Source organism: Devosia sp. Micro-HW1 (assembly GCF_056341075.1).
The window spans coordinates 2016954-2031125 of sequence record NZ_CP094375.1 but is presented as its reverse complement, the minus strand read 5'-3'; the positions used below and the strand labels follow the sequence as shown (position 1 = coordinate 2031125).

General features: G+C 59.5%; 13 protein-coding genes. 8 read left to right on the top strand and 5 right to left on the bottom strand.

The window, feature by feature from the left end:
- Positions 1-583 precede the first annotated feature (583 nt).
- The 5 genes from MQW79_RS09685 to MQW79_RS09665 all read right to left on the bottom strand — a co-directional run bounded on the left by MQW79_RS09685 (position 584) and on the right by MQW79_RS09665 (position 5831).
- Positions 584-1357 carry an SDR family oxidoreductase gene (locus MQW79_RS09685; RefSeq protein WP_476584292.1) on the bottom strand — a complete coding sequence of 258 codons (774 nt, stop codon included), beginning with the start codon at positions 1355-1357 and terminating at the stop codon, positions 584-586.
- Between the two features lie 422 nt (positions 1358-1779).
- On the bottom strand, positions 1780-2640 hold the full coding sequence (locus MQW79_RS09680; protein ID WP_476584291.1) for a hypothetical protein: 861 nt from the start codon (positions 2638-2640) through the stop codon (positions 1780-1782).
- Entirely contained in the window at positions 2589-3512 is a 924-nt protein-coding gene (locus MQW79_RS09675) for a hypothetical protein (RefSeq protein ID WP_476584290.1), read from the bottom strand. The genes MQW79_RS09680 and MQW79_RS09675 overlap by 52 nt, the downstream gene beginning before the upstream one ends.
- A 289-nt stretch (positions 3513-3801) precedes the next feature.
- The gene (locus MQW79_RS09670) at positions 3802-4578 is read right to left on the bottom strand and encodes an SDR family NAD(P)-dependent oxidoreductase (protein WP_476584289.1); all 777 of its coding nucleotides are present in this window, start codon (positions 4576-4578) and stop codon (positions 3802-3804) included.
- Between the two features lie 194 nt (positions 4579-4772).
- Positions 4773-5831 (bottom strand): ABC transporter ATP-binding protein, encoded by a 1059-nt coding sequence (locus tag MQW79_RS09665; protein ID WP_476584288.1) that lies wholly within the window; start codon positions 5829-5831, stop codon positions 4773-4775.
- Between the two features lie 117 nt (positions 5832-5948).
- Between MQW79_RS09665 and MQW79_RS09660 the strand changes: the two genes are divergently transcribed.
- From MQW79_RS09660 to MQW79_RS09625, 8 genes are read left to right on the top strand one after another with little or no spacing between them, the layout of a single operon-like run.
- The gene (locus MQW79_RS09660; RefSeq protein WP_476584287.1) at positions 5949-7109 is read left to right on the top strand and encodes a mandelate racemase/muconate lactonizing enzyme family protein; all 1161 of its coding nucleotides are present in this window, start codon (positions 5949-5951) and stop codon (positions 7107-7109) included.
- Between the two features lie 4 nt (positions 7110-7113).
- Entirely contained in the window at positions 7114-7854 is a 741-nt protein-coding gene (locus tag MQW79_RS09655) for a GntR family transcriptional regulator (protein ID WP_476584286.1), read from the top strand.
- Positions 7855-7874: 20 nt separating this feature from the next.
- Positions 7875-9173, top strand: a complete 1299-nt coding sequence (locus tag MQW79_RS09650) for an ABC transporter substrate-binding protein (protein ID WP_126148629.1) — start codon at positions 7875-7877, stop codon at positions 9171-9173.
- A 55-nt stretch (positions 9174-9228) separates the two neighbouring features.
- Positions 9229-10086 carry a carbohydrate ABC transporter permease gene (locus MQW79_RS09645; RefSeq protein WP_164550182.1) on the top strand — a complete coding sequence of 286 codons (858 nt, stop codon included), beginning with the start codon at positions 9229-9231 and terminating at the stop codon, positions 10084-10086.
- Between the two features lie 2 nt (positions 10087-10088).
- Positions 10089-10976: a carbohydrate ABC transporter permease gene (locus MQW79_RS09640; RefSeq protein WP_126148627.1), complete on the top strand. Its 888-nt coding sequence runs from the start codon at positions 10089-10091 to the stop codon at positions 10974-10976.
- A gap of 14 nt (positions 10977-10990) precedes the next feature.
- Complete coding sequence (locus tag MQW79_RS09635) at positions 10991-11728, top strand: SDR family NAD(P)-dependent oxidoreductase (protein ID WP_476584285.1); 738 nt, start codon at positions 10991-10993, stop codon at positions 11726-11728.
- 2 nt (positions 11729-11730) lie between these two features.
- A complete protein-coding gene (locus MQW79_RS09630) occupies positions 11731-12156 on the top strand; it encodes a GlcG/HbpS family heme-binding protein (RefSeq protein WP_476584284.1) in 426 nt (141 codons plus the stop codon).
- A gap of 1 nt (position 12157) precedes the next feature.
- Entirely contained in the window at positions 12158-13861 is a 1704-nt protein-coding gene (locus MQW79_RS09625) for a GMC family oxidoreductase (protein WP_476584283.1), read from the top strand.
- Positions 13862-14172: the final 311 nt, after the last annotated feature.

Sequence of the window (14172 nt, the reverse complement as noted above, 5' to 3'; positions counted from 1 at the left end):
TCCGAAGGCCTTGATCCATGTCGAGAAACTTGAGGTGGAGGAAACCGGTGCCAAACCTGAACGGCCTCTTTCCCGCCATCAGGCAGAGAGCAAGTCGTCAAGGTCTGCTCGTCGTCATCTTGTTCGCCACACTCGCGAGTATCCTGTGTGTTTGGTTTGGGTGGATAGTGTGGCTCGGATGGATGGTTTGGACGGCTTGAGTTCCTGGCTGCAGCGGTAGCGCGCCTGCAAAATCGAAATGGCAGCAGGTCCAATTCGTCCCGTATTGGTCGATATACAGTGGACAAAGCCCCCCAAACTGGGCGTTTCCGCTATAAGTTTGCTTCCATTGAAATCTGACCAAAGCTGTCGGCCCCAAATGAGAAATCGGTGACACGGCGCGCTTGATGGCCGCTTTGCACTATGCTGCTACTAAAGCGGACAGGCGGCTGTCGGCCCCCCATCGGTCACCTGCGAAGCTAGCGATCAGGGCAGGGGGCTCTCATTAACCCGACGGGCAGATGAGCGCCCCACTACAGTCATCCAAGTCGCGTTTTCACTTTCGCAAAAGCGGACTGTCTGGAAGGGCTCTAGGCCATGGCTCTCAGTAGGCTCGAGTAAAACCGCCATCGTGCAAAACGTTCAGCCCTGTCATGTGGTCGCTGAAGGGTGACAGGAGTCCCTCGACAGCAACTGCAACCTCGGACGGCTCGCCATATTTGCGAAGTGGTACATTGTCAGTTTCGACATCCAACCGATCTTCAAAACTCTGCCCCGCTGCTGCTGCCCGTTTGGCAATAGACTCACGGTAGCCGGGGGTCAGTGTGCCGCCGAGTGAAAGCGTGTTGATGTGGATGTTTCGTGTTCCTAATGCAAACGCCAGAGTCTTGGCCTCGCCCAACCAAGCCGTACGAATAACATTGCTTGTCGCGTAGTGACCAAGAACCTGGGCAGATGAAATCCCAGAAATGATTACAATCTTCGCGCGTTGCCCGCTGTTCACGTCGGGTTTCATCCGGGAGATAGCCGCCTTGAGTGTAGCAAGAGGGCCGATAAAACTGGTCTGGAAGAGTGACCGCCATACCTCGGAGTCCGGCAACGGATCGTTCGCGGCATGTGGCTGCGGTGGCATGAGAACGGCCCCGTCCAGAATCAATTCGAGGCGCTCAAGTTGTTCCGAAAAGACTGCGATGGACTGGTCTGAGGACATGTCGAGACCAATCACCCGGTGTCCTTCGCCAGGCAACGCGCCTTGTAGCGTCTCGAGGCGATTAACATCGCGCGCCGCAAGGACTAGCTGGTGCCCGGCCTTCGCCAGGCGCAGGCTCACTGCCGACCCAATCCCTCCGCTCGCGCCCGTTACTAGAAAAGTCGACATCGGCGGCCTCCTGCTGGACACCCACGATGGGCACAGTCAGTCCGGTCAGAAGAACTGTCAATACTCACTGGTTGGCTACCATCACCTGACCACAAGCTTTGCGTCCGCCCTCGGTAGGACAGCCAGCACTCGAATACGATCACTATGGGAGTGAGGCTGCCTTCGGCAACGCGCCCCATTCCTGCCGTTCAGCGCTGTCACACCAAATCCCAAAAGCGGACATGTCCATCGGCAAGGGCAGACGTCTAATCGGGGGTGGAAAGAGGACAGGCGGGTCTCGGGTATAATCCATACAGAAACAGTCAGCTCCGCCTATAAGAGCTCCCATATCAGTGGCTTGGCAACAGGTCGGTGACAGTGATTTGCTGCGCGCGGAGTGCTCCAGAGAAGACGGTGCCGTAGAACCAAGCTTCGGTGCCGTCTTACTCTTTCAGGCCCTCGCGTCGGCGATCTTCCCACTGACCAACATCGCGGTAGTCCATTCCCTTGAGAAATCCCGGCTTAAAAACCGCACCCTTATTGCCGTGGATTTCGAAGTCCATGAGATCAGGTTTGATCATCACGAATGGACAGAAGCTCTTCCGGAACTCGGCGAACATCACGAAGAAGCCGTGCGGGTCCGCGTCATCATAATACCAGTCGTACTGGAACTGATCGGCAGCGCTGTTTCGTCCTGCCTTCAATGTTTTCGGTTCACGCATCACCTGGAAAATCCGCGGATCGACCTCACCCAACTGGATTTCTGCGGCTGTGTAGTAAGTGGTATAGATCCGCATCTGAGGTGCCGCCGGTTTTCCGGCGCGCTGCCGATAAAGACCAAGCGCCAAACGGGCACAAAAGGCGTTCATCGCGTAGTGCATCCTGGCTGCGTTAGGACCGCCGATCTGGATAGCGATGTTACCGTCAGGCATTTCAACACCGCCACGGAAAAGCTCTAGTATCTCCGGGTAGTTATTCTTGGTCGCCTCGGCATACTTCCAGATGTCTGCTTCTTCCGATTCGGTCTGCGGACCAGGCATTAAGCGACTGAATGTGGCTGCGATCTGATCGATTGCTCGAGTGGGCTGATGGCAGGCATCGCAGCAGCCGAACTCTAGACCCTTTGGTCGAAGACTGCCAATAAAGACTGACTTAGGTGGGCAATGGTCCACTTGCTCAGTCGGCGATACCCCACAATAAGTGCAGATCGGCTGTTCTTTTCGAACGCGCGCCGGGAGCTTGTCTCGAGCCATCAACGCCAGATCGTGACCAAAATCAGCAGCACGAGTAGCCAAATTATCCATTTGCCGGTCTTTTGCAGCGACACAAACAAAGCCGTGGTCTTTGGATCTATCCCGTCGGCGAATTGCGGTAGAGCGGCGTCCGGTCGAACCAGCGACTCCCCGGGTTCATCGTGCAATTCGGTCTCATTGCTCTGCAACGGCTTCGCCACCCGGGCCGTATTTATGTAGAGTCGGACTTCTCCAACTCGTCCAAGGCGAGGTGGCTCGAACTCGACCCCGACAGGCAGCTCAATAGCCTGCTCTTTGCCAGGTGCGAGGATCTTCACGTCCTGCGTGACAACGTCGGGCGACCAATCGGAGTAGAACCCTGAGACCATGCCGACGCTAAGCACGATCTCGTCGGCACTGCCCTCTGCAATTCGCTGCGCATATCTAGCAAAAGTCGCTGGCTTCACCTGGAGATTGAAGCCCACCATGTCATCGTCCGACTGAGTTCGGATATCGCGATATTCGTAAGCGACGAAGCCCCAAGCTTGGCATTCCTCGTCTTCTTCCTCTGTATCCAGCGCGGTGATGTCGAGCTGGAACTGTTGCAGGATGCGATCCGTGCCGAACATCTTGTAAGTGGTGCGCCGAAACCAGTCCTTGTCGGAATGGCTATCGCCCGGCCGCATCTTGCAGCGGATGACTCGGCTCTGCGACCGTTCCGACCAGCTATCTACCCGCCCTTCGGTCTTCTCGCCGTCTTTCAAGTTGAGAATGTCACCTAGCACGATCTCGGTGGCGGTAAAGGTTAGTGTCCATACCCATGGGATCTGGTCACGGCCTAGGACCTGCCCACGCTCGTCGACTTCCAAAATAGCCCATGAGTAAAGAGACTTGTGCTCAGGCTCAGTAAGTAGCCGAAGTCTACGATCGAGTTGATATTTCAAGCTGCGCCCCACGCCTTGTTAACTCACCTTGCCACCAATCTTACCGTCCGCAAACCCCTGCAAATACTGGGCTCTCGGAATACCCAATTTGCCTTCTGAAAATTCATGAGCAAAGAGAAACTACTGGTGTTGAACTCGATGTCCGCTTTTGGGCGAGTGCCGCGGCGGCCTGAACGACAGCATTGGGGTCGGGAGAGGCCGGTCGGCAAGGCGCCCCCTTTCGGTCACTGGCGCGGGCCGGGCTTGATCCCGAATGCGGTCAGTCTGCTCACCAGGCTGTCAAAGGATGCTACGGCTCGCCACGAATATAGCGAGGGGATCCGGCCAGAGCACCCGTCGTGCCACCGTCAACGACAAGTTCGCTGGCTTGCAAACCGGAACTGGCGTCAGAAGCGAGGAAGACCACAGCAGAGGCAACCTCTTCGGCAGTCAGCATGCGATTGAGTGGCGCGCGCTCTCCAATCAATCGCTTGTGTTCAACGCGAGCTTGTTCCGTGAGCTGCTGCAGACCCCAACTGGGTGTGTCTATGGCTCCCGGCACGACAAGATTCACCCGTATGCCTCTGGGCGAAAGCTCAGAAGCCATGGAACGAGTGAGCGCGCCCGCGGCCGCTTTGCTTGCGGCATAAGCCCCGGCCCCGGGAGGGCCCATTGTCGCATAGACCGAGCCCATAAGGATCACTGAGGCGCCGTCCTGCAAATAGGGAAGCGCCGACTGTACCGTCATGAAAATATTGGCCACAACCCCCATCTGGCTCTCAATATCCGCGCGGGAGGTCTTTCCCAGCGCTGAGTGCACGTAGTGGCCTGCATTTGCGAAAAGGATATTGATTTCGCCGGTTGCTTCCGCGGCTGACTTCAATGCTCTTGCCATTGCCTCATCGTCGGACGCGTCAGCTACAAATCCCAGGCAGCCACGTCCTACCTTGGCAGCCGCCGCTTCCACCCGGTCTTTGTCGCGGCCCGTTATGGCGACCTTCGCGCCATGGTTCGAGAACGCTACCGCGGTCGCGAGTCCGATTCCACTCGTGCCGCCAGTGATGAATGCTGACTTTGATCCAAGCAATGTCGGGAACTCCCAAGCTTAGCTGGCGTACAATAGCATCCCATAGGCTGTGGTCGCTATTGGATCGTCACCAACGTTGGGCCATGTCAGTGACGCGCCCCATTCCGGCCGTTCAATCTGCTTGGACGTACTCCCATAAGCGGCCGTGCAGATCGGTCGCTTATGGTGCCTCGTTCGGTAGGGAAACTGATAGCTCAAAGGCGGATGCCGGTTCCCGCGTCAAACAGGTGAAACTTCCCTGGGCTGATGGCGATGTTGATTGTATCGCCCATCTGGCCACTAAACCTGTCCCGCAGCACGATCGTCATGGCCTGCTCGGCGACGCTGACAGACATGTGGGTCTCTGAACCGGTGGGTTCCACTACCTTTATCGTCGCCGGAATCCCGGCCGGCGATAACAGGATGTCTTCGGGCCGAATGCCGAGCACGACCGGTCCTGGACGAGTAGCGGCGCTGCCGGGCAGTGCGATCGCAATGTCGGGCGCAAGCTGGAAATGCAGTCCATCGGCCTGTACGATTTCACCGCGCAGAAAGTTCATTGATGGCGAGCCAAGGAAGCCCGCAACGAACTGATTTGCGGGGCGATCGTAAAGCTCGAGCGGCGAGCCGACCTGCTCGACGATGCCACCATGCATGACCACGATCTTGTCGGCCATGGTCATGGCCTCGATCTGATCATGGGTCACATAGACGATGGTCGTGCCCAACCGCTGATGCAGCGCCTTGATCTCCGCACGCATTTGGACGCGCAGCTTGGCATCGAGGTTGGAAAGCGGCTCATCGAACAGGAAGACCTGCGGATTTCGGACAATAGCGCGGCCCATGGCAACGCGCTGCCTTTGTCCGCCCGACAATTCCTTCGGATAACGATGGAGCAGGTTTTCGAGGCCCAGAATGCCGGCAGCACGTTGAATGGCGGCGTCGAATTCGCTCTTGGAGGCTTTGCGCAGACGCAGCGAGAACCCCATGTTCTCGGCGACGGTCATGTGGGGGTAGAGCGCGTAGTTCTGGAACACCATGGCGATGTCCCGATCTTTGGGCGGCAGGTCGTTCACGACCTTGTTGCCAATGCTGATCGTTCCGCCACTGATGGGCTCAAGACCGCCGATCATGCGCAGGAGTGTGGACTTGCCGCAGCCTGACGGCCCCACCAGTGTCACAAACTCCCCTTCGGCAATGTCGATCGTAATGCCGTGGATGACCTTGGTGGCTCCATAGGCCTTCTCGACCCCCGCGATCTCGATTGATGCCATGTCCCATCCTCCATTCCTGCCCCTGGGGCGATAATTCGTGCAGGCATCAAAATGCCCTTGACGTCTTCAAGCACATATTCTTATAGTCTGTAAATTATAAAATATATGGATCGGCCAATGAAAGTCGCCAGCGTCGTCGCTATTCCTCTCGAAGCCCGTTTTGCCGACGTCTTTGGCGGCGCAGATAAAGTGCCAGCTCACATCAGCTCGCCGGCAAGCCATTTTCGCCGCATCCCGCGAACAGGGCAGGTGACGACGCTGGTTATCGTGACTGCCGACGATGGCAATGTTGGCTATGGCGAATGTTTCGGCCTGCCGCATCCGCAACTGGCCAGCACGCTCGTCAGCCACGTCATTGCAGATTTTCTCAAAGGCGCGACCATCGACGACCCGTCAGAAATGACGGCTGATCTCTACCGCTATTTCATCGCGCTGGGCGGTACGCATGGCGCGCCCATCGAGGCGCTGAGCGGTGTCGATATTGCCCTTTGGGATCTGAAGGCGCGGGCGGCTGGCATGCCCCTCGCCACGCTCTTGGGCGGCGAGCCTGGCCCGGTCGATACCTATGTCAGCCCGGTGGGGCTTCACGTCACGCCCGCCGAAACAGTCGCGGCGGCGCGCGCCTATGGCGAGCGCGGATTCCATGCCCTCAAGCTCAAGATTGGTCGTGGCGCCAAGGTGGATGCGGAGCATCTCAAGGCCGTCCGCGAAGCCATGGGCGATGATTTTCCGATCTATCTGGATGCCAATTGCGCCTATGACGAAGTGTTGGCTCTGGAGGTGGCGGAGGCCCTGGCGCCCTATGCACCTGGCTGGCTGGAAGAGCCGATACCGCCGGGCGATGTGTTGGCTTACGCCCGGCTGCGGGAGCGCTCTCCGGTCCCTCTCGGCGCAGGGGAGAACGAGTTCACGCTCGACGCCTTCCGTCGGTTGGCCGACGCGGGTGCTGTCGATTTTCTCCAACCCAATATTTCCCGAGCCGGCGGCGTCTCAGGCCTGCTCGCGATTGGCGCCCTCTGCAAGAGGGCGGGCATTGTCCTCGCGCCGCATGGCGTTGGTGGGTCCATAGCGGTTGCCGCCGCCGTCCATACCTGTCGGGCCGCGCCGGCCTTTGGTCTCTACGAAGCCAATATGCTGCTCAACCCGCTTCGGGATGAGCTGAGCGCCAAAGCTCCACTGATCGCCAATGGGAATCTGGTCGCGCGGGACTTGCCGGGCCATGGTGCGGGACCAGACCCGGCGATGGTGGACCGGTTCCGCTGGACAGCAAGGAGCTGAAGCCATGCAATTCGCAGCCCCCATTCAAGTTCGTGACTTGTCCGACATGGGCCAGCTTGTCGGCAAGCCCGGCGAGACGCTCACCGAAACCTTGCGGCGAACGCTCCTGGAAATGATCGTGTTCGGATATTTCGATCGCGGCTTCCGGCTTTATCCCGACAAGCTGGCGGAGCAGTTCGGCGTCAGCCAGACGCCGGTGCGCGAAGCCCTGATGCGCCTGGCGTCGGAAGGCTATATCGAAGCGGTACAGCGGCGGGGCTATCACATCCGCACACCGAGCGCCAAGCAGGTCCTAGACCTTTGGCAGGTGCGTCTCGGCCTGGAGTTGGCCGCTGGCGAAATTGCCATCGAGCGCCTTGAGGCGGGGACGCTCCTGTCCGGGCAACTGGACCAGCTCGACCACATCCGCGCACAACTTGAAGCCGATCCCGACCATATCGAACACCGCCGCAAGCTGGGCCTGAATACCGAGTTTCACCAGCACATCGTCGCGCTAAGCGGCAATGACATGCTGATCTCGATCTATTCGGGCATCCAGATGCAACTGCTCGGCGAATGGATCCAGCGCGGGCTGCAATCCTGGCGCAAGCGCCTCGATAACGAGGCCGAGGAGCATGCGGCCATCGTGGCTGCGCTGCGGGCCCGTGACAGGGACGCCTATTCCGCTGCCATCCGCATTCATATCGGCCGCTCCCTCAAGGACGCGCTCGGCGACCTGAACAGCCAGGAACAGCGGCCCGACTAAGCTATAACAAGGAGGAACTTATGAAACGACTGACCAGCACATTCCTGGCCACATTAGCCATGAGCACCATGTTGCCCTTTGCGGCCATGGCGCAGGATACCACCATCCGGATGTGGACCTTCCTGAACCCCACGGGCACCTCGCCGCGCGAAGTGGCTCTGGCCGAGATCATCGCCAGCTACGAAGCGGCCAATCCCGGCGTCGATATCGTGGTGGAAACCCAGGCATGGGACCAGATGACGCCGAAATTCCTGGCCGGGCATGGCACGGGCAATAATCCCGATGTGATCTGGGTTGTCACGGACTTCCTTGGGGACGCTATCAATTCGGGATCCCTGCTCGACCTGGGCCAATCCTTCATTGCCGACTGGTCGCCGGAAGAGATTGCCGACCGCGCCGGCCCCTATTGGGACCTGACCGCCGATGGCGACAAGCAATATGCCCTGTTCACCTCGCGCAATTACATCTCCATCATGTACCGCCCGGACCTGTTCGCCGAGGCAGGCATTGATCCGGAGAGCCTGACGACCTGGGATGCGTTTCTCGACGCCGCCAAGGCTTTGACCGTCACCGACGCCAATGGGCAGGTCAGCCGCTACGGCTTCCTGCAAGGCTATAGCGAGAGCCAGGCCGATCCGGCGCTGATGATCTCGATGATGCTGGGCAAGGGTGAAACGCTGTTCAACGACGATGGCACCGCGGCCTTCGCGACGCCAGCGGGTATTGAAGCCCTCGAATTCCAGACAGCTCTTACCACTGAGCATGGCGTCTTGCCCGAGGCCGCCGTGACCTGGACTTCGGATGACGTCTACGAGCAGTTCGCCTCCGACCGCGCTGCCATGATCCTTGGCGCGAGCGTTCGCGTTTCGACGCTGCAGGACAAGCTTGGCAAGGACAAGGTCGGGCTGATGCTCTGGCCGGGCGATGGCGCCACCGAACACTCTCCGGCGGTCATGGCCGGGTGGGCTGTTGGTGTCTGGTCCGGTAGCCCGGTCAAGGAGCAGGCCGGCGATTTTGTCGAATACATGCTGGGTGCAGACTCCGACCCCATCTGGGTTGCAAAAGGTGGCCAGACCCCCGGTATGCTGTCCACACTCGACAACCTGGCGGATTTTGTCGCTCAGCCGGGCAACGAATATCTCTCGGTGGTAGGCGAGGGTGCCGCCCAGTACGGCTGGCTCGCGCCGATCGAATATTCCGTTGGCGGCTATCGTCAAGCCTTCAACAAGGCCATCCAGAACGTGCTGATCAATGGGGCAACGCCCGAGGCCGCCTTGCAGCAGGCCGAGGACGACTTCAACCGCTCGCATAATCGCTAAGGCATGGGCGGGGTGCAGGCCTTGCGCCTGCACCCCCTTGCAACGAGAGATTTCCATGTATTCGCGCCGTACCGGCCTGACCTATATCGCCCCGGCATTCGCCATGCTGGCCCTCGTGCTGTTCTCACCAGTATTCTACGGGTTCTGGTTCAGCCTCTTTCGTATCCAGTACGGCAACATGACCGACTTCGTGGGTCTGGAAAACTATGTCCGGCTCATGGGCGACCCCGCCCTTATCAACACGCTTGGTCGCAGTGCATGGTTCACCTTCTGGGCCGTTCTGCTCACAGTTGTGCTCGGCCTGGGCCTGTCCGTCTGGATCCACAAGCTGGGGGAAAGGCGCGGCTTCATCGTCCAGATGGTGGTCATCGTTCCCTGGATCATCTCCACGGTGGTAGCCACATTGCTGTTCCGTTGGGTGTTCGTGAACGACACCGGGTTGCTGCTGTCGGCGCTGCGCTGGTTCGGTATTGATGGCTCCAGCATGCTGACCAATCCCGACACGGCCATGAACTTGCTGATCGGGGTCTCGGTGTGGAAGCGCACCGGCTATGCGGTAATCATTATCCTGGCCGGGCTTAAGGGCATACCTGACGATTACGAGGAAGCCGCACGGATCGATGGCGCGACTGCCTGGGACATTTTCTGCCGCATCACCCTGCCGCTGTTGCGCACTCCGCTGCTGCTGGTGACAGTGGTTCTGACGCTCTCCAATCTCAATACTGTTGAGACGCCGCTCGTGTTGACCGGCGGCGGGCCAGCCAATGCGACGCGCATCCTGCCCATGGAGGTCTACGACCGCGCCTTCATCTCCTATGACATCGGCTCCGCCACCTCGCTGGCGCTGCTTATGTTCCTCGGGAATATCCTTTTGGTGCTGGCCTATGTTCGGCTCGCGAAGTGGAAAGTTTGAGCATGACGATGGCAATCTCCTCCCAAACTCAAACAAAGCCACCACGCGCTCATCGTCGCCACCTGCCCATCGCATCCGGTGTGGCGCTGGCACTGGCCTTTACGGTGCTTGTCGTTCTCAACTTGCTGCCCCTGGTCTGGGGTGTGATCACCTCGCTGAAGTCGGAAGCGGATCTGTTCCGCTTTCCGCCAACTCTGTTCAACTTCACGCCAACCGCGGAAAACTATCAGCGCGTGGTCCAGAGCGGGTTCCTGGGCAATATGCAGATGAGCCTGTTTTACAGCCTCGCCACTGTCATCGGCACCCTGGTGCTGGCACTTCCGGCAGCCTATGCCTTCGACCGCTTCCAGTTTCCATTCCGCAACGCGCTCTTCCTGCTCATCGTCGCCAGTATCCCGCTGGCGCTCGGGGCGGCGGCGCTTCTCATTCCCAACTACGTCTATTTCTCGCGTCTGGGACTGACGAACCAGTGGTACACGCTGCCGCTTATCTACATCGCCCATCAGCTCCCGATGGCGATCTGGATCATGAAGGGCACGCTTGAGGGGATTCCCCGCGAACTGGACGAAGCCGCCATTGCCGATGGCGCGAGCCATTTTGAGGTCCTGCGGCTGATAATCCTGCCGCTGACAAAACCCGCTCTGGGCGCCGCCGGTGTCCTTACCTTTGTCGGGGCCTGGAACGAGTTCGTGGCCGGATCGGTCATGGTCGACAGTCCTGCGCTGCGCCCGATCCAGCCGGCAATCTATAATTTCATCGGCTATTTCGGCCGCGAATGGGGCCCCCTCACGGCTTCCGCGACCTTGGCCATCCTGCCGATCCTTATCGCCTTTGCGCTGTTCGGACGGTTGATCGTATCGGGCCTCACCAAGGGCTCCGTCAAAGGTTGAACGAGGAATCTACTATGCTTAAGGGCAAAGTCGCGCTGGTGACCGGCGCGGGCCGCGGTATTGGCAACGCTGTTGCCAGGGGATTGGCCAAGCGCGGCGCGACGCTCGCGGTCAACGATCTGGACGGGAATACTGCAGCGGCAGCGGCAGCGGAGATCGGCAATGGGGCAATCGCTGTGGCCGGCGACGTTTCCGATGAAACCGTCGTCAGGTCGATGGTCGAGACAACGCTGGCCAAACTCGGTCGCATCGACATTCTGGTCAACAATGCCGGCATGGATCGCGCTGCATCAATCGTCGACATCTCGGTCGACGAGTGGGACCGGTTCATGGCGGTCAATCTGCGCAGCGTCTTTCTCTGCTCCAGGACAGTGCTGCCCCATATGCGCGAGCGCGGCAGCGGCAGTATCGTCAACCTGTCTTCGATCGTGGGCCGGCAGGGCGCCCTCAATGGCGGAATTCATTACGCGACGACCAAGGCCGGCATTCTGGGCTTCACGCGGACCCTTGCGCGACAGACCGCCACGCAGGGCATTACGGTCAACGCCGTAGCGCCGGGCGTCATCGATACCGACCTGATCCGCGAGAATGTGACGCCCGAGGCAAGGGATCGGCTGACCTCTGCCATTCCCAAGCAGCGACTGGGAGAAACAGACGAAGTGGCCAATGCCATCGCCTTCCTGGCGTCCGAGGAGGCCCGTTACATCACCGGCGCCACCCTGGACGTCAATGGCGGCTTCTGGATGGGCTGACGATGCTCAACTTACTCTCGATCGGGCTTGAGGAAGCCGACACTGTCATTGCTGCCGCCAGCCAGGCTGCCCTTGCCATGAACGTGCCGCAGAATATCGCTGTGGTGGACGCGGCGGGCCACCTGGTCGCGTTCCGTCGCATGGACGGGGCCAAGTTTTCTTCCATAGATATCGCGCTGGCCAAGGCCTACACGGCGGCAGGCGCGCGCAAGGCGACAAGCGACATCCTGCCGGCGACCTTGCCGGGTCAACCCGGCTTTGGCCTGCAAAGTCTTAATGGAGGACGACTGACGACCTTGGGTGGCGGTGTTCCTCTTGAAGTGGATGGTCAGGTCGTCGGCGCCATAGGTGTCAGTTCCGGTAGCGTCGATCAGGACCGGCAGGTTGCTGAGGCCGGCGCCAGGGCCTTCAGGCCCATAGGCGTGTAAAATGTGGGACGTCATCATTGTCGGCGGCGGCAGCGCGGGATGCGTGGTCGCCAATCGGCTCTCTGCCGATCCCAAGCGCAGGGTACTGCTTATCGAAGCGGGACGTGATGTTCGGCCCGGCGAGGAAGGCGCGGCCATTCTCGACACCTATCCCGGACGCGCCGCCTTCGATCCTGCCAATCACTGGCAGGGTCTTCTCGCGCATCGCGGCGCAGCGCAGGAAAATGTCCCGGCGAGGCCACCCCGTCCCTATGAACAGCCCAAGCTTATCGGCGGTGGTTCCAGCATCAATGGCCAGATGGCCAATCGCGGCACGCCTGATGACTATAACGAATGGGAAGCGCTTGGGGCCAGGGGCTGGAACTGGGACCAGGTCCTGCCCTATTTTATCAAGGCCGAAAACGACCTCGACTTTGGCGGACCCTTGCATGGCAAATCCGGTCCAATTCCCATTTCCCGTATTCCGCGCTCCAAATGGCCGCTGTTTTCGCTGAGGGCTGAAGAAGCGCTCAAGTCGTTGGGCTTTGCCCACCTTGAAGACCAGAATGGTGTCTTTGGTGATGGTCATTTCCCGGTTACCCTGTCCAATGACGGACAGCACAGGGTCTCTACGGCCATGGCCTATCTGGACGCCTCGACGCGCGCCAGACCAAACCTCAGCATCCTGTCAGATGCAGAGGTTACTCAACTCATCTTCGAGGGACGCAAAGTTAGCGGTGTGAAGCTGCGCCGGAATGGTGTCGAGACGCAGATCAAGGCGACCAATGTTGTCGTCTCGGCCGGCGCGCTGCATTCGCCTGCCTTGTTGATGCGATCGGGAATCGGTCCCGCGCTGGCGTTGCGAAAGCTTGGTATTGACTGTCTCGTAGACCTGCCTGGAGTGGGTGCCAATCTACAGGAACATCCTGGCATTTCCCTGTCTGCCTATCTACGGCCGGAGGGCAGGCTCGGTACGGCGACCCGTCGGCATATTCATCTGGGGCTGCGCTACAGCTCCGGAATTGAAGGCGGAAGCGTTTCGGACATGTTTACGATGATGGTCGCCAAATCAGCCTGGCATCCACTGGGTCGCCGCATCGCGACGATGATCACCTGGATCAACAAGGCTGAATCCCGCGGCAGTGTGTCTCTGACCAGCGCGGACCCGCTCGCCGCGCCAATCGTGCATTTCAACTATCTCTCGGACCGCAGCGACCTTGTCCGGTTAATGGACGCGGTACGGTTTACGGCGCGTATCATGGCCGCCGATGCTCTGTCCGGTCTGGTGGAGTCGACAGGTCCGTCGAGCTATAGCGGCTTTGCAAAATCACTGGGTCGGCAGACGCTGCGCAATTACCTGCTCACCGCTCCCGTGGCCGCGGCAATCGACCTGGCCCCGCCCATCCGCAAGCTGTTCTTTCGCACCATGGTATCGGGCAATCTCTCGCTTGCCGATTTGTTGGAGGACGAATCTGCCTTGGAGGAATATGTCCGCAGCACCGCTTTCGGCCAATGGCATGTCTGCGGCACCTGTCGGATGGGACCAGCCGATGACCGGGAAGCTGTCGTGGAGCCCGAGACCGGTGGAGTGCACGGCATCGGAGGTCTCTATATCGCTGATGCCTCGATCATGCCCACCGCACCACGCGCAAATCTCAACCTGCCAGTCATCATGCTGGCGGAGAAAATGTCAGACGCGATTGGATCGCACATCGTGTCTGCTTGAAAATCAGGCGGGTGGTCGAGACTATCCCGTTGGCAGCACAGGTGGCAGATGTCTGTTTTTAACTGCCTGCGTACAAAAGCCGACCGTCCGTAGACGGCCCCTACCCTGCCCTTCCAGCGAGCTGGGCCAATGACGGAATTGGGGCCGAAAGCGGACTTGCAGCTGTCAGGATTACCCCCGTCGAAAGCTGACGCCCAGCAGCGTACCGGGCGTAAGCAGCCTCCCAGAATATTCGTCGTTCGTTGTTGTTGGTCCAATGTCAAGCGTTGCACTTCGCTACGGCAGTAAGGCAAGCGAAAAGAACAGGCGCT

Excerpts from the sequence above, each read along its gene's own strand:
- MQW79_RS09660 (WP_476584287.1), top strand. The coding sequence starts at position 5,949 with ATGAAAGTCGCCAGCGTCGTCGCTATTCCTCTCGAAGCCCGTTTTGCC.
- MQW79_RS09685 (WP_476584292.1), bottom strand. The coding sequence starts at position 1,357 with ATGTCGACTTTTCTAGTAACGGGCGCGAGCGGAGGGATTGGGTCGGCA.
- MQW79_RS09645 (WP_164550182.1), top strand. The coding sequence starts at position 9,229 with ATGTATTCGCGCCGTACCGGCCTGACCTATATCGCCCCGGCATTCGCC.
- MQW79_RS09640 (WP_126148627.1), top strand. The coding sequence starts at position 10,089 with ATGACGATGGCAATCTCCTCCCAAACTCAAACAAAGCCACCACGCGCT.
- MQW79_RS09630 (WP_476584284.1), top strand. The coding sequence starts at position 11,731 with ATGCTCAACTTACTCTCGATCGGGCTTGAGGAAGCCGACACTGTCATT.
- MQW79_RS09650 (WP_126148629.1), top strand. The coding sequence starts at position 7,875 with ATGAAACGACTGACCAGCACATTCCTGGCCACATTAGCCATGAGCACC.
- MQW79_RS09680 (WP_476584291.1), bottom strand. The coding sequence starts at position 2,640 with ATGGATAATTTGGCTACTCGTGCTGCTGATTTTGGTCACGATCTGGCG.
- MQW79_RS09665 (WP_476584288.1), bottom strand. The coding sequence starts at position 5,831 with ATGGCATCAATCGAGATCGCGGGGGTCGAGAAGGCCTATGGAGCCACC.
- MQW79_RS09655 (WP_476584286.1), top strand. The coding sequence starts at position 7,114 with ATGCAATTCGCAGCCCCCATTCAAGTTCGTGACTTGTCCGACATGGGC.
- MQW79_RS09625 (WP_476584283.1), top strand. The coding sequence starts at position 12,158 with ATGTGGGACGTCATCATTGTCGGCGGCGGCAGCGCGGGATGCGTGGTC.
- MQW79_RS09635 (WP_476584285.1), top strand. The coding sequence starts at position 10,991 with ATGCTTAAGGGCAAAGTCGCGCTGGTGACCGGCGCGGGCCGCGGTATT.